Genomic DNA, 26683 nt, shown 5'->3' with positions numbered 1-26683 from the left:
AATTTACTTTTGTTGTTCACTCTTCAAGACTTGATACATCTAATATTTTAGAAGATATCGTCTCTGCGAGTGCCCACACAGATTGTCTGATAATTTGTTAAAGAGCAGTGCAACATTCGCTGCCGTTCCCGGTCTTCTGCGTTGTTGCGAGGAGGTGCATTCTACATCTTCCTCATTCAGTGTCAAGCGTTTATTTACAAGGCTTTCCACTTTTTTTTTCTTCGTTCTCTCGGCTAACTCACTTAGCGTGGTTTGCCGTGACAACGAGGACGCATTATAGGGAGTTTTCTGAATGTGACAAGTATTATTTAAAAAAAACCTTTCAATAGCGCACTTTGTAATCAAACCGGTCTTATTGGTACAAATAATAGACAGTATTTGCCTAAAAAAGTTTCAAGTATAAAAACACTATTTGTAGATTATCTTTATTCTCTCTAATTAAGACATAAAACATAAAAAAAGAGGCTTATATAAGCCTCTTTTTCAATTTAATAGTGTCTCTTCTTTATCAGAAGCAATAGAGAATAGCCTCTATTACTGTTTTGCAATTATCTTATTGTCATCTAAATCTAAGATAATCTCTTTACCCGGTAATAATTTGCCAGACAAGATATCTTGAGCTAATGGGTTTTCAACCTCTTGCTGGATAGCCCGTTTCAATGGACGCGCACCATAAATTGGATCGAATCCAACTTCGCTCAATTTCTCTAATGCAGCGCCTGTAATTGTAACGTGATAACCACGTTCTTCTAAACGCTGGTATAAACGACGCAACTGAATTTGTGCAATCGCAGCAATGTTTTCTTTACCTAATGGGTGGAATACCACAACTTCATCAATACGGTTAATAAACTCTGGTCTGAAATGATGGCCAACAACATCCATCACAATAGTTTTCATTTCAGGGTAATCAATTGTCCCGAAACGTTCTTGAATTAAATCAGACCCTAAGTTCGATGTCATAATCACAACTGTATTACGAAAATCGACAGTTCTACCTTGTCCATCCGTTAAACGACCATCATCCAATACTTGTAATAAGATATTGAATACATCTGGATGCGCTTTTTCAACTTCATCTAATAAGATGACTGAATAAGGGCGACGGCGAACGGCTTCTGTTAAATATCCACCTTCTTCGTAACCAACATATCCTGGAGGCGCACCCACTAAACGAGAAACGGAGTGTTTTTCCATAAACTCAGACATATCGATACGAACCATTGCATCATCACTATCAAACAAGAAGTTCGCTAATGCTTTACACAACTCAGTCTTACCAACCCCTGTTGGTCCTAAGAATAAGAACGAACCTATTGGACGATTAGGATCTGATAATCCAGCACGACTACGGCGGATAGCATTAGATACTGCACTTACAGCCTCAGCCTGGCCAATAACACGTCTATGTAATTCTTGTTCCATTCTTAGCAGTTTTTCACGTTCCCCTTCTAGCATTCTAGATACAGGAATACCTGTCCAACGCGCTAAGATCTCAGCAATTTCAGCATCAGTGACTTTATTACGTAACAGCTTCATATGCTTATCTTCAGCTTTATTAGCTTCAGCAAGCTGTTTTTCTAATGTTGGAATTTGCCCATATTGGATCTCTGACATTTTAGCTAAATCACCACTACGACGAGCTTGCTCTAATGCAATACGTGCTTGCTCTAATTCAGACTTAATATGCTGAGTACCCGTAAGCTCTGCTTTTTCTGCTTTCCACTCTTCTTCTAAAACAGAATATTCTTTCTCTTTTTCAGCAAGTTCTTCATTTAGCATTTCTAAACGTTTTTTACTTGCGTCATCAGACTCTTTTTGCAGTGCTTGTTGCTCAAGTTTAAGCTGAATAATACGTCTATCAAGTCTATCTAATGCTTCTGGTTTTGAATCCATTTGCATACGTAGGCTCGCACCCGCTTCATCAATCAAGTCAATCGCTTTATCTGGCAACATACGGTCAGAAATATAGCGATGAGATAAAGTCGCTGCGGCAACAATCGCAGGATCAGTAATTTGAACATGATGATGAAGTTCATAACGTTCTTTCAGACCACGCAAAATAGCAATTGTGTCTTCTACTGTTGGCTCTGCCACATACACTTTTTGGAAACGACGTTCTAATGCCGCATCTTTTTCAATGTATTGACGATATTCATCTAGTGTTGTTGCCCCCACACAATGCAACTCACCACGAGCTAATGCAGGCTTTAACATATTTCCCGCATCCATAGCGCCGTCGGCTTTACCTGCGCCAACCATTGTGTGTAATTCATCAATAAACAGAATAACGCTACCTTCCTGTTTAGATAAATCATTTAAAACGGCTTTTAAACGCTCTTCAAATTCACCACGATATTTAGCACCCGCTAATAACGACCCCATATCTAAAGAAAGTACACGTTTATTTTTTAAACCTTCAGGGACTTCGCCATTAACAATACGTTGCGCTAAACCTTCAACTATTGCCGTTTTACCTACCCCCGGTTCACCAATAAGTACAGGGTTATTTTTAGTACGGCGTTGTAGAACTTGAATAGTTCTTCTTATTTCTTCATCACGACCAATGACAGGATCGAGTTTGCCTTGTTCTGCTCTTTCCGTTAAATCCACAGTATATTTTTTCAATGCCTGACGTTGGTCTTCTGCATTTTGATCGTTCACTGTTTCTCCACCACGTATTTTTTCAATCGCTATCTCAAGACTTGCTTTATTCGCTCCGGCTGCTTTTAGCATGTCAGCAACTTGACCACCGGTTTCCATAGCAGCTAAAAGAAAGAGCTCTGATGAAATAAATTCATCACCTTTTTTCTGTGCCAATTTATCGCACAAATTAAGATGCTTAATTAAATCATTTGAGGGATGAACCTCTCCACCAGCACCTTCGACTTTAGGTAATCGAGACAAAGCATCATTAATTCGCTCGTTAAATTGCGATGCATTAACACCTACAGATGTTAATAGAGGGCGAATTGAGCCACCTTGTTGATTAAATAACGCACTCAGTAAATGTATGGGTTCTATAAATTGATTATCGTTCCCAAGTGCCAATGACTGGGCGTCTGCGAGAGCTTGCTGGAATTTATTGGTTAATTTATCCAGACGCATAACACCTCCAAGTAAAATTTAAAGTAAAATTCGTAACTGGAGAATAGATGAGGTCATTTTGACAATATTCAAGCTCAAAATAAAAATTTTGAGCAAAAATATTTATCAATATTTGAGATAAGTGAGAAAAATCGTTGAGAAAAAGTTTATTTAATCCAGATTAATGATGCCATTCGTCCTGTTATATGCTCTCGTCTATAAGAGAAAAAGCGCGATGGATCAGTGACAGTACAAAAATCACCACCATAAATCTGAGTTACCCCACTTTCCTGTAAGATTATTCTCGCTAACATATAAATATTAGCTAAGTATTTACCGTTGTGGGGAATAAAAGCAGGCTCAAAGGCAATATTTTTTTCGATAAATGCCAACCGAACTTCTGCACCGACCTCAAAAGCGGTTGGCCCAATTGCAGGACCTAACCATGCCATAATTTGATCTTTAGGTGCTTTAAAATGCGCAAGTGTATTTTGTAATACACCGTGGCAAAGCCCTCGCCACCCACCATGAGCTGCGCCAACTTCTGTTCCATCAACAGTTGTAAAAAGGACAGGCAAACAATCTGCCGTCATAATTGCACAAACTTTTTTTTCAGTAGAGGTGTAAAGGGCATCACCTTGTACTTCATTATTTTTCTCAGTATTTAGTGTAACAACATGAGTACCATGAACTTGTTCAAGCCATAGTGGCATTTCAGGTAATTGAGCTTGTTGACAAATTCTGCGTCTATTTTCTTCGACATCAGATAATTTATCACCAACATGAGTACCTAAGTTGAGGCTATTATAAGGTGGCAGACTAATCCCCCCTTCTCTCAAGGTACTACAAGATCCAATATTTTCAGGTTGTGGCCAATCTGGAAAAATCAATGAAGTCATTTACCAATCCATTTCATCTTTAAACTGTTCAACGTCAGCTTTTAGCACATCGATAAGCTTAACCATATCATCAGGTAATGGTGCATGCCATTCCATTTCAATACCCGTTATTGGATGATAAAGACGTAGCATCGTTGCGTGTAGAGCTTGTCTATCAAATAAACGTAACGTTTCACGTAACTCATCTGATGCCCCTTTTAAAGGACGAGGTCTTCCTGCATAAAGCTGATCACCAATTAACGCATGGTGAATATGAGCCATATGAACACGAATTTGGTGAGTACGCCCAGTTTCTAAACGTAAACGCAAACGTGTATGAGCACGGAAATGCTCCATGACACGATAATGTGTTATTGCTGGTTTACCCATTGGATGCACAGCCATATGAGTACGTTTAGTTGGATGTCGAGAAATAGGTTCATTCACTAATCCACCTGCCGTCATTCTTCCTGTTGCAACCGCCTCATACTCACGGGTGATTTCACGACGTTGTAAAGCTTCTACTAAATGCGTTTGAGCAGGAACTGTTTTTGCTACAACCATCAAACCTGTTGTATCTTTATCCAATCGGTGGACAATACCTGCACGAGGTACATTAGCAATCTCTGGATAGCGATAAAGTAATGCGTTTAATACAGTGCCATCTGGGTTACCAGCACCAGGATGTACAACGAGATCTCTTGGCTTATTGATAACTAAAATATCATCATCTTCATAGACGATATTTAACGGAATATTCTGAGGCTCCCAGCGAACTTCCTCTTCAATTAAGGCATCGACTTCAATTTTTTCACCGCCAAGCATTTTTTCTTTTGGCTTATTGATGATTTTATCGTTAACCTGCACTCTATTGTCTAAGATCCACTCTTTTATACGGGATCTTGAATAATCAGGGAACATTTCGGCCAAAGCTTGATCTAAGCGTTGACCCAGCTGTGAATCTGCGACTGTAGCATTAAGTCGTATTTGTTGAGACATAAATAATTTTCTATTAATTAAGTTAGTGTTTTGACGGCACAGCCGTTTCATTTAAAATGAGTTATAGTGTAACCGATTTCAGGGGAGCTTCACGGAGAGACTCCCCAAACCTATTCAGAGGATAATCAATACGTGATGAGACGCATTAAATACCTGGTGGCAGCGGCCACTGTAAGCCTGTTACTTGCTGGCTGTTCGAGTTCAGACAAAGACGCTACTGCCGATATGTCGCCTTCTGAGCTTTACTCAACCAGTCAGGAAAAATTGCTAGATGGCAATTATGGAGCGGCTATCAAACAATTAGAGTCTCTCGATAATCGCTATCCTTTTGGCCCTTACTCGCAACAAGTTCAACTCGATCTGATTTATGCTTATTATAAATCAGCGGAACTACCAATGGCGATTTCTGCAATCGACCGTTTTATGCGATTAAACCCAACCCATCCTAATATCGACTATGTTCTTTATATGCGTGGCTTAACAGCTCAAGCATTAGATGATAGTGCATTACAAGGATTCTTTGGTATTGATCGTTCAGACCGTGATCCTCAACATGCAATCGTAGCATTTAAAGATTTTAGTCAATTAGTTCGTTACTATCCAGACAGCCTTTATGTCGCCGATGCAACCAAACGCCTAGTCTTTCTTAAAAACCGTTTAGCGAAGTATGAGCTTTCTGTTGCGAAATTCTATACTAAACGAGGGGCTTATGTCGCGGTTATTAATAGAGTAGAGCAAATGATGCGTGATTATCCTGATACACAAGCCACTCGTGATGCGCTTGTCTACATGGAAAACGCTTATAAAGAATTAGGTCTGACACAAGAAGCTGAAAAAGTAGCTTCATTGATTGCAGCAAATCCAGCCTAACTAAAACATCACCATCAAAAACAGCAGCTTATCGCTGCTGTTTTTTTATTCTTTTCTAACTAAATTGTCTTTACTTTTCATCAGCCCAACCTTTCTAATATGACTGAATAAATGCAACTTAACAAGCGGTCTTTTTCAGCTATTTATCATTTGTCACGTTTCTATTACTAGTTACACATACATCTAACAAAAAGTGATTTTGATCATGTTTTAAATTGTGTATCACTATATTCTGAAGTTATCGAAGACGGAGTAATAAAGAGGTAACTATATGATTATAAATATTACTAGCAAACAAATGGAAATTACCCCAGCACTACGTGAACACATTGAAAGCCGTCTAACTAAACTCAATAAATGGCAGGTGAATTTAATCAATCCTCATATTATTCTTACGAAAGATCCTAAAGGTTTTAGTGTTGATGCCAGCATTCATACACCAAATGGGCAACTGGTCGCTAATGCACAACACGCCGATATGTATGTTGCAATTAATGACTTACTCGCAAAACTTGAACGTCAATTAAACAAAGTTCAGCATAAAAACGAATCTCGTCGGGCTGATAACAGCCTAAAAGAAGAGAATTTACTTGTCGATGAAATGTAAATAGTAAAGCAAGATTAAAAATTAGAATAAATCACTGACTCAAAACGCCTCTGCGCATCCTCGTGATGCGCTTTTTATTGTATTTATCTTGACTCCTTTCACATCATCATGTTTGATAGCTATATGTTAAATAATTTACCAATCAATATAATGAACAGACACTCACATTTGCCTTTCTTCTTTTTCTTTTTACTCTTTCATTAAGAGGCTTTGTCATTTCAGAAAGAAAAGTAAGAACGACAATAGCCTCCAACTGGAGGCTTTTTTATTTATGATGGTATGACATAACGGTACAGGGCTTAAACATGGAAAAACTCGATTTATTAGCAATCAGAGATAAAATCACGACGTTAGATTCAGAATTACTAACGTTGTTAGCAAACAGACGCCAATTATCTGCTGATGTCGCTCAATTTAAATTGAATACACATCGCCCTATTAGAGATAAAAATCGTGAGCGTGAATTACTTGATTTATTAATTGAGAAAGGAAAAAACGTTGGGCTAGATGGTTTTTATATTAGTCGTATTTTTCAAATGATCATTGAAGACTCTGTCTTAACGCAACAAGCCATCCTACAACAACATCTTAATGCAACACCTAATGAGTCAGCTAGAATTGCTTATTTAGGGCCTAAAGGCTCTTATTCACATATTGCCACTCGTCAATATGCAGCTCGCCATTTTGATACCTTCGTTGATTGTACTTGTCAGAAATTTGACGACATTTTTACACTTGTCGATACCGGTCAAGCTGATTACGGTTTACTGCCAATTGAAAATACCAGCTCTGGTGCAATTAATGATGTTTACGATTTACTGCAAACAACATCAATCTCTATTGTTGGGGAAATTCGCATCCCTATTAATCATGCACTTTTAACGAGTGTTGATAGTAATCCAGAAGAATTGCAAACTATTTATAGTCACCCTCAACCATTCCAACAATGTAGTCATTATTTAAATCAGTATCCAAACTGGAAGATTGAATATTGCGAAAGCACAGCAGCTGCAATGGAAAAAGTGGCTCTTGCGCAATCTCCACACGTTGCTGCTATTGGTAGTGAAGCCGGTGGCTCTCTTTATGGTTTAAAACCTTTAGCTAATAATTTAGCAAACCAGCAAATAAACGTAACTCGCTTTATTGTTATTGCTCGAAAAGCAATTGATGTTTCAGACCAAGTTCCTGCTAAAACAACCTTCTTAATGGCAACAGGGCAACAAGCGGGTGCATTAGTTGATGCATTAATGATTTTAAAAAAATACGACATTATTATGACAAAACTCGAGTCGCGTCCTATTAATGGTACTCCTTGGGAAGAAATGTTTTATATTGATGTTCAAGCAAATTTACGTGATATCAATATGCAAAAAGCCTTACACGATTTATCACAAACAACACGCTCATTAAAAATATTAGGCTGTTACCCTTCAGAAAATGTTGTTCCTGTTGAAGTGAAATAACCTCATACAAAGATAAAAGCCAGATAGGATATAACTATCTGGCTTTTCTTTTACGTTCTTATTTAACGTTAATTATAAGAAACCATACATCGCAGCAAATACCCAACCAAAGACACAGGAAACTGTTACACCAATTAATCCTGGTAAAATAAAGCTGTGGTTAATAACAAAACGCCCTATTCGAGTTGTACCAGAACGGTCAAATTGAATTGCCGCTAAGTCACTAGGATAAGTTGGTAGAATATAATAACCATAACAAGCTGGTGCCGATGCAATGATATATGCAGGATCAACACCAATACCCAATGCTAAAGGAACAATCGCAGCCAAAGCCGCCGCTTGAGAGTTAACAAACTTAGATACTAATAATAAGACAACTGCATAAGCCCAAGGGTATTCTCGTACTAATTGCCCCAATGCTGCTTCTATTTCTTTCATATGCGCAGAGAACATTGTCTCTGCCATCCAAGCAATACCATACACAGCAACAATTGCTATCATCCCTGAACGGAATACTTCATTTTTAGAAATAAGAGAAGGGTTGGTTTTACAAATAATAATAATTGATGCACCAGCTAATAACATAAACATCTGAATAACGAGTACCATAGATAATGGTTTACCATTAAATACAGGACGTATTTCAGAGAAGGCACCTAATATTGCAACAACAGCAATTGCACCTAAAAATATCCACATTGCTACCCAGTTTTTCATTGGGAGTTTTTTATCTAGAAGTGTTGCTGTATCACCATAAACATAATCATGGTTTTCAGGCACTGAAACAAATTCTTGGAAACGTTGGTCTTTATCTAAGTCTTTTCCTCTAAACCAACTAAAGATACCAATAGCTAAAATACCAATAAAAGTTGAAGGAATAGTAATTGCTAATAAATCTAAAAACTCCAGATGTTTACCATTAAAAGTTACATCACCAAGCATTGCGACTAATGTAACAACAGCAACGGAGACTGGGCTGGCAATAATCCCCATTTGAGAGCCAATTGTACTTGCCGCCATTGGCCTTTCAGGGCGAATATTATTTTTAATCGACACGTCATAAATAATTGGCAATATGGTATAAACAACGTGTCCAGTACCACATAATATTGTAAGAGTACAAGTTACGAGTGGTGCAACAATAGAAATATATTTTGGATTTTTACGTAATAACTTTTCTGCTATTTGCAACATAACATCTAACCCACCAGATGCTTGTAATGTTGCTGATGCAGAGACAACGGCAATAATAACTAGCATTACATCAACAGGTGGTTTTCCCGGAGGGAGTTTAAAAATGAAAACTAAAATAACCAGACCTACACCACCTAACAGACCTAATGCAATTCCCCCTTTCCTGGCCCCATAAAATAGACACACTAATATAATGGCTAGTTGTATTAAAAAATCCATAAATTACCCCTTAAAAAACACGTCGGAATATAAATAAAAAATAATACAATTAAATTTTTAGCACTTCTTGCAACAAAAAGAGTTTATAAAATATAATTTACGATAATTGTTATAGTCATTTTTTTGATCATTGTTATAGTTTTTATAATACCTTTTAATTTCATTCAGTTTTAAGATCTCATCAACAAATAACTTTTAATAAAAAGACAATATCGAACATTAATTATTCTTTAATTAAACTCGCTAATAACAATTAAATAACAATAAATATAATATAGATTAGTTTCTTGATAAATTTAGATATTTATCCCATTGTTTTTAAATGTATATTTATATTTATCTACTTTTATTTTCTGAATAAAAATAGATGGTTTTTATCTATTATTAATTTTTTTGAAATGACAGGGAGATAATATGAATACTTTTATCATACTGATTTTAAGTCTATTTTTTACTAATAACGTAGATGAAGTTCAATCAAAAAAGAGCTATTACGCTTATTCATTAACGTCTCAATCAGATTTGAGTCGTTGCACAGTAAGCCCTTGTCCTGATCCCAAAGACTATTGACTTATAGCATATTGTTTAAAAAGGAATTTTTATGAATAAAAAATATATATTAATACTCTCATTTTTATTCACTAATTATGCAAGTGCTCATTTTTATGAAGAAGCAAAAGAAAATAGAGCATCAATAAATGAATATTCTCAAAGTAATAGCAATGCTTCTGATCCTAGTGGTTGCGTTTGGCCGCTTTGTGATGATGAGTGGCGATAAGCTAAACACGAAATAATTAATAAAATAAAAAGGCCGAACAATTTATTTATTGCTCGGCCTTTTATATAACAAATAATTTAACTAGATTCGGCTATCATTCGCTTTTTGTAATAATACACCACTCTCTTTCATAAACTGAGAAGCATAATCACCAAACCAATCACTCACGTTATTAAATGAATGGATAAACTCACTCTTTGCATTTATATCTAATAGATCGATAGCTTGACCTAATGAGTGATGATATCTACGAATTAATTCAATATTCTCTTTCGATGACAAAATAATATCAGCATAAAGTTGTGGATCTTGAGCAAATAAGCGCCCTATCATTGCCAATTCTAAGCGATAAATAGGTGATGAGAGTCTCAGTAAACTAGCTAAATCAACTTTTTCTTTTGCTAAATGCTGGCCATAAGCAAAAGTAGTAAAATGTCGAAGAGCTTGAATAAAACTCATATTTTTATCATGCTCTTCTGGGGCAATAGCCTCAATTCTTGCTCCCCATACCATTAACTGCTCTAACAACCATTCAAATGAAGTATGGTTTCGTCCTTCACAGTACGCCACAACCTGTTTTGCTAAGCTAGGTACATCAGGCCCAAACATTGGATGAAGACCTAAAACAGGCCCACTATGTGCTTTTAACATCGCCTCTAGAGGGGCTTTTTTAATAGAAGCGAGATCTACAAGTAAACAGTTTTCAGGTAATACAGGAAGTTTTTCAATAACCTCAACAGTTAAATGAATAGGTACACTGATAATCACCATTCCTGCATCATCAAAAATAGCAGGTGACTTAGTTTGCCATTCATCCGCTTCTAAGCTTTCAATTTGATAACCAGAAAGTGTAAACAAACGAGAAAATAGTTTACCCATTTTCCCATTTCCTCCCACAATAACGATTTTACCAAGTTGAGGATTGAGAGTTTTAAATCCTTTATCATTCTCTTTAGTATAGGATTCTCGCATCACTCGACGTAATACATCTTCAATTAAATCTGGGGAAATTCCCATCTTTTGTGCATCATTACGACGAGAAGCAAGCATGGAGGCTTCTCTATCAGGTGCATAAATCGGTAAGCCGTGGCGGTTTTTAACTTCACCCACTTCAGCTACCAGTTGCATTCTTTTTGCGAGTAAAGAAAGCAGTGATTTATCTACCTGATCAATTTGCTCACGCAAACCTTGTAATTCTTCAGCCATCTATGCTTGCCTCTTTTTTCTTTATGATTATCTAACTTAACTAACTTTTTTTAACTGTGCTTCACGCTGAGCCAAAATCGGAGAAAGTTGAGCATGTAAATTTCTTAACACTGACTCTGTTGTTTCCCAACTAATACATGCATCTGTCACTGAAACACCATATTTCATTTCACTACGCGATTGCTCTGATGATTGATTGCCTTCATTAATATGGCTTTCTAACATAATACCAGTGATAGATTCATTACCTTTAGTAATTTGCTCAATCACTGAATCAACCACTGCCGTTTGACGGCGGAAATCTTTGTTAGAGTTACCGTGGCTACAATCAATCATTAATGATGGTTTTAATCCTGCTTTTACCATTTGAGCTTCGCATTGAGCAACATCTTCTTCATGGTAGTTTGGTGTTTTACCACCACGTAAAATCACATGACCATCAGGATTACCTTGTGTTTGTAATAAACAAACTTGTCCTGATTGATTAATTCCCATAAAACGGTGTGGCATAGAAGCCGCTTTCATCGCGTTAATTGCGGTATCTAAATTACCATCTGTTCCGTTTTTAAATCCAACTGGCATTGAAAGCCCTGATGCCATTTCACGGTGAGTTTGAGATTCAGTAGTTCTAGCACCAATTGCAGACCAACTAAATAAATCACCTAAGTATTGTGGATTGTTTGGATCTAATGCTTCAGTTGCCAGAGGCAGGCCTAATTGTACTAGTTCGGTCAGCAGCTTACGGGCAATATGTAGCCCTTTTTCCATTTCAAAACTACCATCCATAAATGGATCGCTAATTAAGCCTTTCCAGCCAACAGTTGTACGAGGTTTTTCAAAGTAGACACGCATCACAATATACAGACTATCACTTAATTCAGACGCTAAGACTTTCAGGCGTTTTGCGTAATCTAACGCAACATCGACATCATGAATGGAACAAGGCCCACATACCACGAGTAAGCGAGGATCACGACGTTGAACAATTTCAGAAATTGTTTGACGTGACTGAGCAATGGCATGCAGATCATTGCGACTCAATGGGTATTTTTGTTTTAACTCTTCTGGAGTAATTAAAACCAGCTCTTCGCTGATATTCACATTATTGAGTGCGTCTTTTTGCATGATCATAATCTTTACCTTTTTTATATCTGTCATTGTGATTTTTTGTGTGTCTGAAGGATAAGATAACATGCAATGTAAAGAAATCAATCCATATTTTTAATAAATTTGACACCATTGTAATTCAATCTTTACACCAATGGCTTTTATTATAAATAAACAATAAATAACAACCAGTTAAAAACATTAAACGAGATAAAAACAATGTGACGAAGATTAAATTAAAACGCAGAAATGTAAATAATTGTTTACACATTATCTTTTAATGAGTCTCAATATAAGAAGAATAGATAAGATGGGGATATAAAAAGCAAAAAGGAGAAAAAACTAACAAACAATATTTTCAATATAAGGGATATAAAAAAAGGTCAGCAAATGCTGACCTTTTAACAATAACTTTCGGATGTGCGAAAGCGTATTATTTAGCGTTAAGACGCTCTTTGATACGAGCAGCCTTACCTGAACGCTCACGCAGGTAGTACAGTTTAGCTTGACGAACCGCACCACGACGTTTAACAGTGATGCTATCTACGACTGGAGAGTGAGTTTGGAATACACGCTCAACACCTTCGCCATTAGAAATTTTACGAACAGTGAATGCAGAGTGCAGACCGCGGTTACGAATAGCGATAACCACGCCCTCGAATGCCTGCAGACGTTTTTTAGAACCTTCAACAACCCATACTTTAACTTCTAAAGTGTCACCAGGACGGAATGAAGGAACATCTTGCTTCATCTGTTCTTGTTCGATTTGTTTAATAATATTGCTCATAATAACTCTCTTACCCTAGGTAAACTGATATTAATGACATCTTGTGTCAGACTTACTCTGCTGTTCCTGACAGATGTTCCCGTTGGAACTCTGTTAACAGCACTCTTTGCTCGTCAGTCAGAGCTAGGCTTTCCAGAAGCTCAGGTCTTCTTAGCCAGGTTCGACCCAGTGATTGTTTCATACGCCAGCGATTAATATGAGCATGGTTGCCTGACAGTAAAACTGCCGGAACTTCCATACCATCTAAAACCTCTGGGCGAGTATAATGAGGATGATCCAGTAAACCTTCAGCAAAAGAATCTTCTTTCGCAGAGGCTGCGTGTCCGAGGACACCCGGTACAAAGCGCGCTACTGCATCTATCATTATCATGGCAGGTAATTCCCCACCACTTAATACGTAATCACCTACAGACCACTCTTCATCGATTTCAGTCTGAATGACACGCTCATCTATACCTTCATACCGACCACAAACTAGAATTAGCTTCTCATTTGTTGCCAGTTCACAAACTCCTTGTTGATCGAGTTTGCGTCCCTGAGGTGATAAATAAATCACCTTTGCTCCATCACCTGCCGCAGCTTTCGCTTGATGAATGGCTTCCCTTAAAGGTTGAACCATCATCAACATACCGGGACCACCGCCATAAGGACGATCATCAACGGTATTGTGTCTGTCGTATGTAAAATCTCGGGGATTCCAACATTCTACATTGAGCAGACCATGCTTCACTGCCCGACCAGTCACCCCGTACTCGGTTATAGAGCGGAACATTTCTGGAAATAGGCTAATTACCCCAATCCACATTTTTGTGTCCCACTATTGAGAACCGTTAACCGGATAATCTAAAAACCAGGATCCCAATCAACGATAATTTTTTTCGCTGAGAGATCGACTTTCTTGATAACCTGCCCATCAAGAAACGGAACTAACCGTTCCCCGATACCGAACGCATCTTTCAGATTCGCTTTAATTACCATGACATCATTTGAGCCCGTTTCCATCATGTCTGTAACGACACCCAGATCATAGCCTTTATCAGTTTCTACATGACAACCCATCAGATCTTTCCAGTAATATTCACCTTCAAGTTCTGGAAGTTGCGAAGCATTCACGACAATTTCAAAATTAGTCAGGAAATTGGCCGCATCTCTGTCATCAATACCTTTTAGCTTGACGATAATATCTTGGTTGTGATGTTTCCAGCTTTCAATTTCAATGGTTTCCCACTGTCCATGACGCTGAATAAACCACGGTTGATATTCAAAAATGTTTTCGGCGTGTTCGGTGGAGGAAAAAACTCTGAGCCAACCACGGATCCCGTAAGGTGAGCCCAACTTACCCATAACAATAGGTTCTACAGGCTCTTTTAAGGTTTTTTGTTCGCTCATTATTACCACCGCGACAGATTAAGCGCTTTTCTTCGCTGATTTGATCAGGCCAGCAACACGTTCTGAAACTGTTGCGCCTTGAGCAACCCAGTGTTCAACACGGTCTACGTCTAAACGTAATTCTTCTGCATTACCGGTTGCCAGTGGGTTATAAAAGCCTACACGCTCAATGAAACGACCATCACGCGCATTACGGCTATCGGTTACTACTACTTGATAAAACGGACGCTTTTTTGCGCCGCCACGAGCTAAACGAATTGTTACCATAACATCCTCATTAGTTAATAAAACAACCAGACGCCATCGAGGAACGGAGTCCGGTTGTCATATAAAAAGCCCGAAAAGTTTACTCACTTTGGCGAAAAAAGCAATCCAAAGCACGTTTTTTTTCAGGCTTTTTGATTTTATCGGCCTGGGAATCCAGGTGGCATCATACCTTTCATGCTACGCATCATCTTAGCCATGCCACCTTTTTTCATTTTTTTCATCATACGTTGCATATCATCAAACTGTTTTAACAAACGGTTGACGTCTTGCACTTGTGTTCCTGAACCCGCTGCAATACGGCGTTTTCTGGAACCTTTGATGATTTCCGGTTTTTGACGTTCTTTTTTAGTCATGGAATTAATAATCGCTTCCATTTTCACTAAAATTGAATCATCCATTTGTGATTTTACTGCATCTGGCACCTGAGACATACCCGGCATTTTGCTTAACATACTCGCCATGCCACCCATGTTCTTCATTTGCTTTAATTGATCTAAGAAATCATTTAGATCAAAGCCATCACCTTTTTTAAGTTTTGTCGCTAACTTTTCAGCTTGGGCTCTATCAACTTTGCTTTCAATGTCTTCAATCAAAGAAAGAACATCACCCATACCTAAAATACGAGAGGCGATACGATCTGGGTGGAAAGGTTCTAAGGCTTCTGTTTTTTCTCCAACACCGAGGAATTTAATTGGCTTACCGGTGATATGGCGAATTGATAATGCCGCACCACCGCGCGCATCGCCATCAACTTTGGTTAACACAACCCCTGTCAGTGGCAATGCTTCATTAAATGCTTTTGCTGTATTTGCCGCATCCTGCCCCGTCATGGCATCAACAACAAACAGGGTTTCAACTGGATTAATGGCTTTATGGAGAAGTTGGATCTCTTCCATCATACCTTCATCTACGTGTAAACGACCGGCTGTATCCACCAGCAATACATCATAGAATTGAAGTTGTGCATGTTTTAATGCATTACTTGCAATTGTGACTGGATTTTCTTGAACAGTCGAAGGGAAGAAATCAATGCCAACCGTTTCGGCTAACGTTTCAAGCTGTTTAATCGCTGCTGGGCGATAAACGTCAGCAGAAACAACAAGAACTTTTTTCTTCTTTTTCTCTTTTAAGAACTTACCTAATTTTGCGACACTGGTCGTTTTACCGGCACCTTGTAAACCTGCCATTAACACTACAGCTGGCGGTTGTGCTGATAGATCAAGGTCAGTATTCACTTCCCCCATCGCATTGACGAGTTCATTTTGAACAATCTTCACAAACTCCTGACCTGGTGTCAGGCTTTTGTTAACTTCATGCCCTACTGCGCTCTCTTTAACGCGCGCAATAAAATCACGAACCACAGGCAAGGCGACGTCGGCTTCTAATAAAGCCATACGCACTTCACGCAGTGTCTCTTTAATGTTTTCTTCGGTCAGTCTTCCTCGACCACTTATATTGCGCAATGTGCGCGATAGTCTGTCACTTAAATTCTCAAACATTATCTTAGCTCAGTGTTAAAGTTGGGCTTATCGGTCATGTATGCCACCGATTATATCACGATGACTCGCGGATCTCTGCATAGAGATTTAAGCTTAATGACTTCAATAGTTGGAGCCGTATGCTCCTAGCGCTATACTAGGAAGTTATTCAAACAATATATGTAAGCGAAACTATGCCCGTTATATCAATCTCTATCGTCGCTGTCTGCGCTTATTTACTCAGTCTGGTGCTGTTTTTGCCCGGTCTGTTACGAAAAAAGCAGAATGGATACCGCGGATTAGCTCTACTATTTGCGGTAATTGCACTTATTGCACATGCCATTTCATTAAAATTTTTAATTTTCCGCCCTCACAGCGGACAGAATCTTTCACTCACCAATCTAGGTGCAATTGTTAGCCTGATGGTCTGCGTTATTATGACGATTGTGGCTTCTCGTGGCCGAGCATGGTTCTTACTGCCTATTGTTTATTGTTTCGCAATAGTCAATCTTGTTATTGCAGCATTAATGCCAGGTGAATTTGTTACACATCTTGAAAGTAGCACCTCACTCTTTATTCATATTGGGCTGGCTTTATTAAGCTATGCCACACTGTTAATTGCCGCTTTATATGCCTTACAACTTAGTTGGCTTGACTATCAACTAAAAAATAAGAAACTAAAATTCTCACCTCAAATGCCACCATTAATGTCAATTGAGCGTAAAATGTTTCATATCACACAAGTGGGTGTGGTATTACTGACACTGACCTTATGTACTGGTTTGGTGTATATGGATAATATTTTTGGTAAAGAAAATATCCATAAATCTATTTTCTCTATCATTGCTTGGTTTGTTTACATCATTTTATTATGGGGGCATTTCCGAGAAGGATGGAGAGGAAAGAAAGTCATTATCTTTAATTTGATTGGCGCTATTATTTTAACATTAGCTTTTTTTGGTAATCGTTTATTACAAGAGCTAGTGCTTAATTAATTTTCTATTTTTAGGGTAGCAAAAGGATCTCAATTTTGGAGCATGTGTCGACAACTACGCTCATTATCATACTTGTATGTATGATTATTGCCTCAGCTTATTTTTCCGGGACTGAAACCAGTATGATGACGATTAATCGCTATCGTCTTCGTCATGCTGCAAAACAAGGAAACCGCTCTGCAAAACGTGTGGAAAAATTATTACAACGTCCTGACAGATTGATTAGTTTAGTATTGATTGGCAATAATCTGATTAATATTGTTGCATCTGCACTAGCTACCATTGTTGGTATGCGTTTATACGGTGATGCAGGTGTAGCAATAGCCACCGGTGTGCTGACCTTTGTTATTCTTATTTTTGCTGAGGTGCTTCCAAAATCAATTGCGGCACTTTATCCAGAGCGCGTTGCTTATCCAAGTAGCGTAATTCTCTCTCCTTTGCAAAAACTGATGCTGCCTATTGTTTGGTTTTTTAATAAAATCACATTAATACTGATGCGTATTTTTGGTATAAAATCCCCAGTAATACAGGGAAATGCGGTATCAAAAGAAGAGTTAAGAACTATCGTTAATGAATCTAAATCAAAGCTTTCGCAAAGAAATCAGAATATGTTGCTATCGATTTTAGATTTAGAAAAAGTGACGATTGGCGATATTATGGTGCCAAGAAATGAAATTTTTGGTATCGATGTCAATGACGAGTGGAAATCTATCGTAAGACAGTTAACTCATTCTCCTCACGGTCGAATTGTGCTTTATCGTGATACTCTTGACGATGCGATTGGTATGTTGCGAGTACGAGAAGCTTATCGCTTAATGACTGAGAAAAAAGAGTTTACCAAACAAATTCTGATGAAAGCTGCCGATAAAATCTATTTTATTCCAGAAAGTACACCGTTAAACCTGCAACTCGTCAACTTCCAACGTAATAATGAAAAAGCGGGTGTAGTGGTTGATGAATATGGTGAAATTCAAGGTTTAGTAACCGTTGAAGATATTCTTGAAGAGATCGTAGGTGACTTTACTACCTCGATGTCCCCTTCTTTAGCAGAAGAAGTTATCCCTCAAAAAGATGGTTCATTATTAGTTGATGGCACAACAAATATTCGAGATATCAATAAAGCTTTTGGTTGGCATTTACCTGAAGATGAAGCTCGAACAATCAATGGTGTCATTATTGAAGAGCTAGGTGACTTACCTATTGTCGGTAATAAAATAAAAGTCAGTGACTACGAATTTGAGATACTTGAAGTTCAGGATAACGTCATCAAAAAGGCGTTAATTCGCCACCTTTCAATCCCACATCATTAGTGAATACAAAATAAGCGCCTTCTAAGGCGCTTATTTTTTACTGTTTATCCTAGTTCAAATCGTAACTTGCTATTACGAAAATCAAACTCTCTGGCGGGTTTCATATAGAAAGGCTCTATTGCTTGCTCTTGCATTAGTTTTGTTGGCTTTAATTGTTGATAATCAGAATAGAAACCATGATTCTTAATCCACATAACTAAGTTTAATGCAGGCTGATAAGAATAATCAGCGCCATACTCTTCACGCCTACAAATAAAACATGCTGTCTCTCCTTTATTCAAAGTAAGAGAAAGGGACTTGCGCGGAAAATTAGTAATAAGTGCCCCCTCATCGTTTATCGCTTCAATATTAAAATGATGAGGGGCTAAGCTACGAATATTTTCATATTTTAACTGTGAGTTCTCACCGCTATAACTGTTTGTTTTAATTTCATCTTGTTGAAAATACCAACGATATTGCTCTTCATCTTTTTCTTTATAAAGATAATCACCACTTATTTTCATTATGGTGTTTGTTTGTGGTTTAGTGATCTTAGCAAATAATTCAGCATTGAATTCGGACGAGAATAGTAACGAATCAGGCTTAATAATAAGCTCTGGTTCGCACTGAGTGCGTTTAACATACTTTTTGTGAGCTCGTTCTAAGTAACGATATTCAAGTGCTTTAGAACGCCCCTGATAGAAAAAGGCATCTTTAGGAAATTGAGTACGTAATGTGCATTTACCTACAAAATAAAATTCTCGAACAAAAAACTCTAACACTAATTTAGGTGATGAGAATTTGTGATTTTCCATAACAGAAGTGTACTCCGTGTATTAAGCATAAATTTAATCCATTACTGTGCTAACAATATAAGAAGATAAGAAAATAAAACAATGGAGTAGAGAAAAGAAAAATAATAAAGGAGGTAGAAATAAAAAAGAGACAATAAATCAGAATGCGAATTTTCTGATCTATTATCCCCTAACGTCATAAATTGACTATCGCTTAGATATGCAGCTCTTTTAAAGTCTCTTCAGGCAGTGCTAATTCATCATTATGATTAATGCCAATGCTATGAGATAAAATATCGCGTGCAATATCTTGAGCTTCTGTCAGTGAATGCATTTCATAAGTACCACATTGGTACACGTTCAGCTCTGGGATATGGTTTTGATCTTTTACTTTCAGAACATCTTCCATTGCTGCTTTCCATGCATTAGCTACACGTTGCTCTTCAGGTTGTCCAATTAAGCTCATGTAGAAGCCTGTACGGCATCCCATTGGAGAAATATCAATTATCTCAACACCATTACCATTAAGATGGTTACGCATAAATCCAGCGAACAGATGCTCTAATGTATGAATTCCTTTCTCAGGCATGGCTTTTTTATTAGGCACAGTAAAACGTAAATCAAATACCGTGATGGTATCACCTGATGGCGTTTTCATTGTTTTAGCAACGCGTACAGCAGGTGCTGACATACGAGTATGGTCAACAGTAAAGCTATCCAATAAAGGCATAAAAAACCTCCTAAGAAAAATTTAAATATTTTTAAGAAAAAATGAAACTTTCTGCAAGTAGCCCGGTCATAGTAATGAATACGCGCAAATTGTTATCATCCCTATTTCTCTATAGAATTTTTTAGCCACACAAATCTTAGTGTGGCTTTTTTCTATCTAAGTTTAGGAAGCCACGTTATCGGTGTTTGTCCCCGCATGGATCTTCAAATACTCATCAAAAGAAATGGTATCACTCTTTTCTAACTCTTCTTGACGTTTTATGGATGAAATTCTCTCATGATCAAAAGCTTCATCAGTTAACGTTTCATAAGGTGTTTTAATTAATTCTTGGTAATATTCTTCAGCTAAAGACAAGCCAAAACCACCAATGCCTTGTGTTTTAATTTTGTCTAAAAGTCTGCCAGAGAAAGTTAATTCAGGATTATCAAACATTTCTTCTAACTTAACGCAAACTTCCATATATTTAGTGCCTGAACAGCAATCAAGAACATTAGCAACACGTTCTAAATCTGCAAATAAGGCTTTACCAACTTGCGCTAGTGGCTCTTTTCTTTCGCCACAACCCATTCCAATAACTTGACCCGGCTTACGCCCTTCTAGAATAACGTTATTCCAATTTGAACGGCAACACGCTAATTCAGAGGCGCTCATCTCTGGAGCATCAGCTAATACACACCAGATAAGGAATAAATCAAGAAAGCGAATTTGAGTTTCATCAACACCAATTGGTGTAAATGGATTGATATCAAGTGAGCGAACCTCGATATACTCAATACCACCACGTAATAATGCATCAGAAGGTGATTCATCACCTTTAACTACACGCTTAGGACGAATAGGTGCATAGAGTTCATTTTCAATTTGTAACACATTGGTGTTTAACTGAATATACTCACCGTCTTTCTTAACACCTAATTTAGCAAACTCTTCAGAAGGCTTATGAATCGCTTTTTTCAGCCCTTTAACGTAAGTTTCAAGATGATTAAAGGTAATATCTAAATCGCTTTGAGATTTATTGGTATACCCTAAATCACTTAAACGTAATGAAGTTGCATAAGGTAAATACTTCGCCCCTTTAGGCGTGTCTTCAAATGGTAGATTTGTTTCTCTTCCTTTCAAGAAAGATCCACAAATTGCCGGTGATGCACCAAAGAAGAATGGAATGATCCAGCCAAAGCGATAGTAGTTACGAATTAGACGCAAGTAACCGTCTGAAATCGCCTCTTTCCCACTCTCTTCATCTTTTACATTTGCCCAGGCTTGCCAAAACTCGATAGGCAGTGAGAAGTTGTAATGCACACCTGAAATAGTTTGCATTAACGCGCCATAACGATTTTTAAGCCCTTCACGGTAGAGTGTTTTAAAACGCCCAACATTAGATGTGCCAAATTGAGCCAGCGTAATCTTATCTTCCGCTTCAATAAAGCAAGGCATACTCATAGGCCACATACGTTCATTATCTAAGTGACGTGCTGTATAGCGATGTAAATCACCTAAAAAATGCAAGGTATGTGCAATGTTGTCATCAACAGGTGTAATAAACTCTAATAGAGACTCAGCAAAATCAGTTGTGATCCATTTATGAGTTAATGATTTACCTAATGAAATAGGATGCTCTGTTGATGCTAAATTACCTTCTGGCGTAACTCTTAAGGTTTCACGCTCTATACCACGGTGGATTCCACATAAAACTTTAGGGTGTGCTTCCAACCAAGAAAGCGCTTTTGATACGTCCGGGATCAAAGGTGACCTCCCGCGTTGATTGATGTTAGTAAATAGATAGGAGTTACTTTATCGCAAAGTCACTAAATTGTCGCTGATTAGATGATGTTAGCATTGTTAGTTGGTGCTACACAAAGACGTAATATGATGAAAAATAAGAGAACGCTAGAAAGCAAAAAGCCCCGCAATTAGCGAGGCTTTTAAGATGGTGCATCCTGGAGGATTCGAACCTCCGACCGCTCGGTTCGTAGCCGAGTACTCTATCCAGCTGAGCTAAGGATGCAGGTCTGACGTTTTTGCTAGAAATAATTAAACTAAGATATCTAATAAAAGATGGTGCATCCTGGAGGATTCGAACCTCCGACCGCTCGGTTCGTAGCCGAGTACTCTATCCAGCTGAGCTAAGGATGCGTCGTAGTTATCTTTCTAGCTGCTCATATTGCAACTGGCAATCTGAGTAATGAGATGGTGCATCCTGGAGGATTCGAACCTCCGACCGCTCGGTTCGTAGCCGAGTACTCTATCCAGCTGAGCTAAGGATGCGCCGTTGTAATACTTTACGCTTTTAATGCAAATTATTCACCATTTGCACCAAAATAAAAACCCCATACATTAATCATGGGGTTGGAATATGGTGCATCCTGGAGGATTCGAACCTCCGACCGCTCGGTTCGTAGCCGAGTACTCTATCCAGCTGAGCTAAGGATGCAAATCTAAATGGCGGTGAGAGAGGGATTCGAACCCTCGATGCAGCTTTTGACCGCATACTCCCTTAGCAGGGGAGCGCCTTCAGCCTCTCGGCCATCTCACCATATTTAGAACCACTCGAAGAAGTTCTTACTGAACATCTCGTCTCTGTGTGGCGCACATATTACTTTCTCAGCCTAAGAAGTCAAACAATTTTTCTCAACTTTTTACGAATATACGTTTGTTTGAACACTTCACAAACAAACTGATGCGTTTATCATCAAGATTGGCTAAAAAAGTCCTAAACACAATGATATCGCTGATGAAAAATCATTCAAGTATTTTATTCTCTTAGTAAATAAATTTATTCACAGAGCAAATAATTGTGAAGCGAATGATTAGAGGTAAAAAGACTTTCAATTCTGTCAATCAGAATAAACGGATAGTGCAATAATAAATACAGCTCAAGGAGAGCAAAGATAGGAACAAAGAAGGGAATCAAAAGTCTTATAAAGAGAAAAGCGCCCAAACCCGGCAAAAGTGTGGACGCTTACGAATGAATGTAACTAACTAAAAATAGGAATTGGTTTAGTAGTTATCAGTAGGCTGAGTTTTCTCGGCCTGAATTCGTTGATAGATCTCTTCACGATGGACAGATACTTCTTTGGGTGCATTTACGCCAATCCGTACCTGATTACCTTTAACCCCTAAAACGGTTACGGTCACATCATCGCCTATCATAAGCGTTTCACCAACTCGACGAGTTAGAATAAGCATTCTTTGCTCCTTGAAAATTTACAAGAGTCGGGTCTCTAGAATTTCCCGGCCATTATCCATCATACATTGTCAATTCGTATAATCATTATTTATCACAAGTAACTCATACTTCATAACAAAATATAAATTTAGTGATTGATTATTTAACGAATTACCAATATCTCTATAAGGCGTTATCCCTACACAAACAGGGATAGCGCCTTTTTTCAGGTTGCTACCGCTTACAGATGCGATTCAACCCACTCGTCAACACTTGCCAAAGCTGCTGGTAAAGCTTCAACGTCAGTACCACCAGCTTGAGCCATATCAGGGCGACCGCCACCTTTACCGCCAATTTGCTGTGCAACAAAACTAATTAGCTCACCAGCTTTAACTTTAGCAGTTAAATCTTTAGTGACCCCAACAATTAAGCTCACTTTACCATCAGAAATAGTAGAAAGCACAATAATTGCAGAACCTAATTGATTTTTTAAATCATCAACCATTGTTCTTAACATTTTTGGCTCAACACCATTAAGCTCACGAACTAAAAGTTTGATACCTTTCACGTTTTTAGCTTGGCTACCTAAAGAGGAACTCTCCTGAGCAGCTTGCTGATCTTTTAGTTGTTGAAGTTCTTTTTCTAATAAACGATGTTTTTCTTGAACTGTTTTGATTCTTTCGACCAAATTTGTTCCATCGCTTTTTAGAACTTGTGCAACAAGAGAGATAAGATCTGATTGTTCATGAATACTCTCAATTGCTGCAATACCAGTAATCGCCTCAATACGACGAATACCAGCTGCCGTACCTGACTCACTGACAATGCGGAATAAACCAATATCACCCGTTCTAGAAGCGTGAGTACCGCCGCAAAGCTCAGTAGAGAAGTCACCCATTGTTAAAACACGAACTCGTTCGTCGTATTTTTCACCAAAGAGTGCCATTGCACCTTTTTCTTTTGCATCTTCGAGATCCATTAACTCAGTGACAACTGGTGAGTTAAGACGGATTTGCGCATTTACAATATCTTCAATTTGTCGTAATTGTTCTGGTTTAACCGCTTCAAAATGAGAAAAGTCAAAACGCAGATATTTATCGTTAACTAAAGAACCTTTCTGAGTAACATGCGTACCCAGAACTTGGCGCAATGCTGCGTGCAATAAGTGCGTCGCAGAGTGATTTAAACGAATAGCGTCACGACGAGCAATATCAATAGTGGCATTGATTTTATGGTTAACAATAAATGACCCTACGTTAACTTTACCAATATGACCAATAGCTTTACCGTATTTTTGCGTATCTGTGACTTCAAACAAGCTATCTTTGCCTGTTAGAACACCTTTATCACCAACCTGGCCACCAGACTCTGCATAAAATGCGGTTTTATTTAAGAAGATAATGCCTTCTTCACCTGCTTTTAATTCAGTGACTGATTGTCCGTTATGGAAAATAGCGGTAATTGTGCCCTGTTGTTCATCATGATCATAACCAGAGAACTCACTGCGACTATCCACTTTAATTAAACTATTATAGTCAGTACCGAAACCGCTAGATTCACGAGCACGTTTACGTTGCTCTTCCATCGCGACTTCAAAGCCTTTTTCATCAACTTTGATATTTCTTTCACGACAAACATCGGCAGTTAAATCAAGAGGGAAACCATAGGTATCATAAAGACGGAAAGCCGTTTCACCTGGAAGAACGTCATCTGTTAATTGAGCAAGTTCTTCATCTAATAGTTGAAGACCACGTTCTAGCGTACGAGCAAACTGCTCTTCTTCTGTTTTTAATACTTTTTCAACGATGGCTTGTTGGCGTTTTAATTCTTCACCAGCTTCTGCCATAACTTCAATTAATGGAGCCACTAGCTTATAGAAGAAGGTATCTTTAGCGCCAAGCATATAACCATGACGTACTGCACGACGAATAATACGACGCAGAACATAGCCACGGCCTTCATTAGAAGGGATAACGCCATCGCAAATAAGGAATGAGCAAGAACGAATATGATCGGCAATAACGCGTAATGATTTATTTTCTAAATCCGTTGCATTAGTCACTTGAGCAACAGATTTAATTAAAGAACGGAATAAATCAATGTCATAGTTAGAGTTTACATGCTGTAAAACAGCGGTAATACGCTCTAATCCCATACCTGTATCAACAGAAGGTTTTGGTAATGGGTCCATTGTACCGTCTGACTTACGGTTAAATTGCATGAAGACGATGTTCCAAATCTCAATATAGCGATCACCGTCTTCTTCTGGTGATCCTGGAGGCCCGCCCCAAATGTGGTCACCATGATCATAAAATATTTCAGTACAAGGTCCACAAGGGCCAGTATCCCCCATTTGCCAGAAGTTATCTGATGCGAATGGTGCGCCTTTGTTATCACCAATACGGATTATTCTTTCTGCCGGAATACCAATTTCTTTATTCCAAATATCATAAGCTTCATCATCGGTGGCATATACCGTTACCCAAAGTCTTTCTTTAGGTAAGTTGAACCACTCTTTGCTTGTTAATAATTCCCAAGCAAAATTGATCGCATCATGTTTGAAATAGTCACCAAAACTGAAATTACCTAGCATTTCAAAGAAGGTATGGTGACGAGCGGTATAGCCCACATTTTCTAAATCGTTATGTTTACCACCTGCGCGCACACAGCGTTGCGCGGTTGTCGCTCGGGAATAAGGTCTATTATCCAATCCAAGAAACACATCTTTGAATTGGTTCATCCCTGCGTTTGTAAACAGCAATGTTGGATCGTTATTTGGAACCAAAGAACTGCTAGGTACTATTTGATGTCCTTTAGTATGAAAAAAGTCGAGAAACGCCTGACGGATCTCAGCGGTGCTTTTGCTCATAATTATCCCGAAATCAAGCTGGAAAAACAGAAATTAGAAATCTAGTTAGAGGAGGTTTATTGTTACCTCTACTTAGCCAACGAATACATAAGTAGGGATAAGATAGAATTTCTTCTGTCAGAAGTAAAACCCCCGATAAACTTATTCGTGTTGACATTGTAAATCGTCTAGTTTTTTTCTGAAAGTGGGATTGTTATCTGAGAATGGGAGTTTTCTCTATTTAAGAGCAATTATTTTGAGAAATGTTAACAATTGAAAGTATTTTCATTTTGTAATTATTAAAAAGTATTTGTTATTACTGATTTTTTATGGGGCTACTCTCTATACGTTTCCTTTCTCCAAATAATCTCTTTTTCTCATGGTAATTAGTCACAAACACATAAACACTATTACTTAAATAAGATATTAAGAGTACGATAACTTACTAAAATAAAAGCACTTGTCAGTATAAAATTCACCTTACATCTCAACAAACCGTTGAATACAATTTAAATTAGATCCAAATATCTTG

Annotated in this window: 23 protein-coding genes, 5 tRNA genes and 1 other annotated feature; of the genes, 7 read left to right on the top strand and 21 right to left on the bottom strand. The window is 38.0% G+C overall.

Translation table 11 applies throughout. The features are described from left to right. Positions 1-534: 534 nt before the first annotated feature. The 3 genes from clpB to rluD all read right to left on the bottom strand — a co-directional run bounded on the left by clpB (position 535) and on the right by rluD (position 4964). Entirely contained in the window at positions 535-3108 is a 2574-nt protein-coding gene (clpB, locus tag NBG71_RS12890; protein ID WP_075672443.1) for an ATP-dependent chaperone ClpB, read from the bottom strand. Positions 3109-3254: 146 nt separating this feature from the next. Then, on the bottom strand, positions 3255-3986 hold the full coding sequence (gene yfiH / locus NBG71_RS12885) for a purine nucleoside phosphorylase YfiH (protein WP_075672441.1): 732 nt from the start codon (positions 3984-3986) through the stop codon (positions 3255-3257). Continuing rightward, complete coding sequence (gene rluD, locus NBG71_RS12880; protein WP_219495715.1) at positions 3987-4964, bottom strand: 23S rRNA pseudouridine(1911/1915/1917) synthase RluD; 978 nt, start codon at positions 4962-4964, stop codon at positions 3987-3989. Between the two features lie 135 nt (positions 4965-5099). On the opposite strand from rluD, the gene bamD reads away from it, so the two are divergent. The 3 genes from bamD to pheA all read left to right on the top strand — a co-directional run bounded on the left by bamD (position 5100) and on the right by pheA (position 7904). Then, positions 5100-5834, top strand: a complete 735-nt coding sequence (bamD, locus tag NBG71_RS12875) for an outer membrane protein assembly factor BamD (RefSeq protein ID WP_075672429.1) — start codon at positions 5100-5102, stop codon at positions 5832-5834. A gap of 271 nt (positions 5835-6105) precedes the next feature. Further along, positions 6106-6441, top strand: coding sequence for a ribosome-associated translation inhibitor RaiA (gene raiA / locus NBG71_RS12870; RefSeq protein WP_075672427.1), 336 nt, complete (start codon positions 6106-6108; stop codon positions 6439-6441). Positions 6442-6595: 154 nt separating this feature from the next. Further along, positions 6596-6711: a sequence feature (Phe leader region), on the top strand. 35 nt (positions 6712-6746) lie between these two features. Further along, positions 6747-7904, top strand: a complete 1158-nt coding sequence (gene pheA / locus NBG71_RS12865; protein WP_075672425.1) for a bifunctional chorismate mutase/prephenate dehydratase — start codon at positions 6747-6749, stop codon at positions 7902-7904. A 72-nt stretch (positions 7905-7976) separates the two neighbouring features. Here the strand turns inward: pheA and NBG71_RS12860 are convergent, their stop codons facing one another. Further along, a complete protein-coding gene (locus NBG71_RS12860) occupies positions 7977-9317 on the bottom strand; it encodes an anaerobic C4-dicarboxylate transporter (RefSeq protein ID WP_075672423.1) in 1341 nt (446 codons plus the stop codon). A 414-nt stretch (positions 9318-9731) separates the two neighbouring features. On the opposite strand from NBG71_RS12860, the gene NBG71_RS12855 reads away from it, so the two are divergent. Further along, positions 9732-9887, top strand: a complete 156-nt coding sequence (locus tag NBG71_RS12855) for a hypothetical protein (RefSeq protein ID WP_164530205.1) — start codon at positions 9732-9734, stop codon at positions 9885-9887. Between the two features lie 31 nt (positions 9888-9918). Further along, complete coding sequence (locus NBG71_RS12850) at positions 9919-10095, top strand: hypothetical protein (RefSeq protein WP_156733089.1); 177 nt, start codon at positions 9919-9921, stop codon at positions 10093-10095. Positions 10096-10176: 81 nt separating this feature from the next. Here NBG71_RS12850 and tyrA read toward each other — a convergent pair whose 3' ends face one another. From tyrA to ffh, 7 genes are all read right to left on the bottom strand, one after another. Further along, positions 10177-11301, bottom strand: coding sequence for a bifunctional chorismate mutase/prephenate dehydrogenase (gene tyrA, locus NBG71_RS12845; protein WP_075672421.1), 1125 nt, complete (start codon positions 11299-11301; stop codon positions 10177-10179). A 36-nt stretch (positions 11302-11337) separates the two neighbouring features. Then, on the bottom strand, positions 11338-12432 hold the full coding sequence (locus NBG71_RS12840; protein WP_075672419.1) for a 3-deoxy-7-phosphoheptulonate synthase: 1095 nt from the start codon (positions 12430-12432) through the stop codon (positions 11338-11340). Between the two features lie 409 nt (positions 12433-12841). Then, the gene (gene rplS, locus NBG71_RS12835) at positions 12842-13195 is read right to left on the bottom strand and encodes a 50S ribosomal protein L19 (RefSeq protein WP_023580978.1); all 354 of its coding nucleotides are present in this window, start codon (positions 13193-13195) and stop codon (positions 12842-12844) included. A gap of 52 nt (positions 13196-13247) precedes the next feature. Next, positions 13248-14000 (bottom strand): tRNA (guanosine(37)-N1)-methyltransferase TrmD, encoded by a 753-nt coding sequence (gene trmD / locus NBG71_RS12830; protein WP_006534750.1) that lies wholly within the window; start codon positions 13998-14000, stop codon positions 13248-13250. A gap of 38 nt (positions 14001-14038) precedes the next feature. Further along, entirely contained in the window at positions 14039-14584 is a 546-nt protein-coding gene (gene rimM, locus NBG71_RS12825; protein ID WP_006534751.1) for a ribosome maturation factor RimM, read from the bottom strand. Between the two features lie 18 nt (positions 14585-14602). Then, positions 14603-14851, bottom strand: a complete 249-nt coding sequence (gene rpsP / locus NBG71_RS12820) for a 30S ribosomal protein S16 (RefSeq protein ID WP_004244772.1) — start codon at positions 14849-14851, stop codon at positions 14603-14605. A 137-nt stretch (positions 14852-14988) separates the two neighbouring features. Next, entirely contained in the window at positions 14989-16350 is a 1362-nt protein-coding gene (gene ffh / locus NBG71_RS12815; RefSeq protein ID WP_023580979.1) for a signal recognition particle protein, read from the bottom strand. 173 nt (positions 16351-16523) lie between these two features. Here ffh and NBG71_RS12810 point away from each other — a divergent pair, with 173 nt between their 5' ends. Together NBG71_RS12810 and NBG71_RS12805 are read left to right on the top strand one after the other, a co-directional pair. Further along, entirely contained in the window at positions 16524-17324 is an 801-nt protein-coding gene (locus NBG71_RS12810; protein WP_250916905.1) for a cytochrome C assembly family protein, read from the top strand. Positions 17325-17359: 35 nt separating this feature from the next. Continuing rightward, positions 17360-18634 (top strand): HlyC/CorC family transporter, encoded by a 1275-nt coding sequence (locus NBG71_RS12805; protein ID WP_075672417.1) that lies wholly within the window; start codon positions 17360-17362, stop codon positions 18632-18634. Positions 18635-18678: 44 nt separating this feature from the next. Here the strand turns inward: NBG71_RS12805 and NBG71_RS12800 are convergent, their stop codons facing one another. The 10 genes from NBG71_RS12800 to alaS form a co-directional block, all read right to left on the bottom strand. Then, the gene (locus NBG71_RS12800; protein WP_250916904.1) at positions 18679-19428 is read right to left on the bottom strand and encodes a hypothetical protein; all 750 of its coding nucleotides are present in this window, start codon (positions 19426-19428) and stop codon (positions 18679-18681) included. A gap of 193 nt (positions 19429-19621) precedes the next feature. Beyond that, a complete protein-coding gene (luxS, locus tag NBG71_RS12795) occupies positions 19622-20137 on the bottom strand; it encodes an S-ribosylhomocysteine lyase (RefSeq protein WP_006534759.1) in 516 nt (171 codons plus the stop codon). A gap of 162 nt (positions 20138-20299) precedes the next feature. Next, the gene (gene gshA, locus NBG71_RS12790) at positions 20300-21880 is read right to left on the bottom strand and encodes a glutamate--cysteine ligase (protein WP_075672413.1); all 1581 of its coding nucleotides are present in this window, start codon (positions 21878-21880) and stop codon (positions 20300-20302) included. A 185-nt stretch (positions 21881-22065) separates the two neighbouring features. Beyond that, positions 22066-22142, bottom strand: a tRNA-Arg gene (locus tag NBG71_RS12785). 51 nt (positions 22143-22193) lie between these two features. Continuing rightward, a tRNA-Arg gene (locus NBG71_RS12780) sits at positions 22194-22270 on the bottom strand. Positions 22271-22325: 55 nt separating this feature from the next. Further along, positions 22326-22402, bottom strand: a tRNA-Arg gene (locus NBG71_RS12775). 89 nt (positions 22403-22491) lie between these two features. Next, a tRNA-Arg gene (locus NBG71_RS12770) sits at positions 22492-22568 on the bottom strand. Between the two features lie 9 nt (positions 22569-22577). Continuing rightward, positions 22578-22670 (bottom strand) — tRNA-Ser (locus tag NBG71_RS12765). A 464-nt stretch (positions 22671-23134) separates the two neighbouring features. Further along, positions 23135-23323 carry a carbon storage regulator CsrA gene (gene csrA / locus NBG71_RS12760; protein WP_004244778.1) on the bottom strand — a complete coding sequence of 63 codons (189 nt, stop codon included), beginning with the start codon at positions 23321-23323 and terminating at the stop codon, positions 23135-23137. Positions 23324-23544: 221 nt separating this feature from the next. After that, positions 23545-26172 (bottom strand): alanine--tRNA ligase, encoded by a 2628-nt coding sequence (gene alaS, locus NBG71_RS12755; protein ID WP_250916903.1) that lies wholly within the window; start codon positions 26170-26172, stop codon positions 23545-23547. Positions 26173-26683: the final 511 nt, after the last annotated feature.

It is taken from the genome of Proteus sp. FZP2095 (assembly GCF_023701425.1).
Lineage (GTDB): Bacteria > Pseudomonadota > Gammaproteobacteria > Enterobacterales > Enterobacteriaceae > Proteus > Proteus cibarius.
This window is presented reverse-complemented; position numbering and strand designations above follow the sequence as displayed.

What these genes read in the sequence shown, in the direction of transcription:
- clpB (WP_075672443.1), bottom strand. Translation starts at nt 3,108, where the DNA reads ATGCGTCTGGATAAATTAACCAATAAATTCCAGCAAGCTCTCGCAGAC.
- yfiH (WP_075672441.1), bottom strand. Translation starts at nt 3,986, where the DNA reads ATGACTTCATTGATTTTTCCAGATTGGCCACAACCTGAAAATATTGGA.
- rluD (WP_219495715.1), bottom strand. Translation starts at nt 4,964, where the DNA reads ATGTCTCAACAAATACGACTTAATGCTACAGTCGCAGATTCACAGCTG.
- bamD (WP_075672429.1), top strand. Translation starts at nt 5,100, where the DNA reads ATGAGACGCATTAAATACCTGGTGGCAGCGGCCACTGTAAGCCTGTTA.
- raiA (WP_075672427.1), top strand. Translation starts at nt 6,106, where the DNA reads ATGATTATAAATATTACTAGCAAACAAATGGAAATTACCCCAGCACTA.
- pheA (WP_075672425.1), top strand. Translation starts at nt 6,747, where the DNA reads ATGGAAAAACTCGATTTATTAGCAATCAGAGATAAAATCACGACGTTA.
- NBG71_RS12860 (WP_075672423.1), bottom strand. Translation starts at nt 9,317, where the DNA reads ATGGATTTTTTAATACAACTAGCCATTATATTAGTGTGTCTATTTTAT.
- NBG71_RS12855 (WP_164530205.1), top strand. Translation starts at nt 9,732, where the DNA reads ATGAATACTTTTATCATACTGATTTTAAGTCTATTTTTTACTAATAAC.
- NBG71_RS12850 (WP_156733089.1), top strand. Translation starts at nt 9,919, where the DNA reads ATGAATAAAAAATATATATTAATACTCTCATTTTTATTCACTAATTAT.
- tyrA (WP_075672421.1), bottom strand. Translation starts at nt 11,301, where the DNA reads ATGGCTGAAGAATTACAAGGTTTGCGTGAGCAAATTGATCAGGTAGAT.
- NBG71_RS12840 (WP_075672419.1), bottom strand. Translation starts at nt 12,432, where the DNA reads ATGATCATGCAAAAAGACGCACTCAATAATGTGAATATCAGCGAAGAG.
- rplS (WP_023580978.1), bottom strand. Translation starts at nt 13,195, where the DNA reads ATGAGCAATATTATTAAACAAATCGAACAAGAACAGATGAAGCAAGAT.
- trmD (WP_006534750.1), bottom strand. Translation starts at nt 14,000, where the DNA reads ATGTGGATTGGGGTAATTAGCCTATTTCCAGAAATGTTCCGCTCTATA.
- rimM (WP_006534751.1), bottom strand. Translation starts at nt 14,584, where the DNA reads ATGAGCGAACAAAAAACCTTAAAAGAGCCTGTAGAACCTATTGTTATG.
- rpsP (WP_004244772.1), bottom strand. Translation starts at nt 14,851, where the DNA reads ATGGTAACAATTCGTTTAGCTCGTGGCGGCGCAAAAAAGCGTCCGTTT.
- ffh (WP_023580979.1), bottom strand. Translation starts at nt 16,350, where the DNA reads ATGTTTGAGAATTTAAGTGACAGACTATCGCGCACATTGCGCAATATA.
- NBG71_RS12810 (WP_250916905.1), top strand. Translation starts at nt 16,524, where the DNA reads ATGCCCGTTATATCAATCTCTATCGTCGCTGTCTGCGCTTATTTACTC.
- NBG71_RS12800 (WP_250916904.1), bottom strand. Translation starts at nt 19,428, where the DNA reads ATGGAAAATCACAAATTCTCATCACCTAAATTAGTGTTAGAGTTTTTT.
- luxS (WP_006534759.1), bottom strand. Translation starts at nt 20,137, where the DNA reads ATGCCTTTATTGGATAGCTTTACTGTTGACCATACTCGTATGTCAGCA.
- csrA (WP_004244778.1), bottom strand. Translation starts at nt 23,323, where the DNA reads ATGCTTATTCTAACTCGTCGAGTTGGTGAAACGCTTATGATAGGCGAT.
- alaS (WP_250916903.1), bottom strand. Translation starts at nt 26,172, where the DNA reads ATGAGCAAAAGCACCGCTGAGATCCGTCAGGCGTTTCTCGACTTTTTT.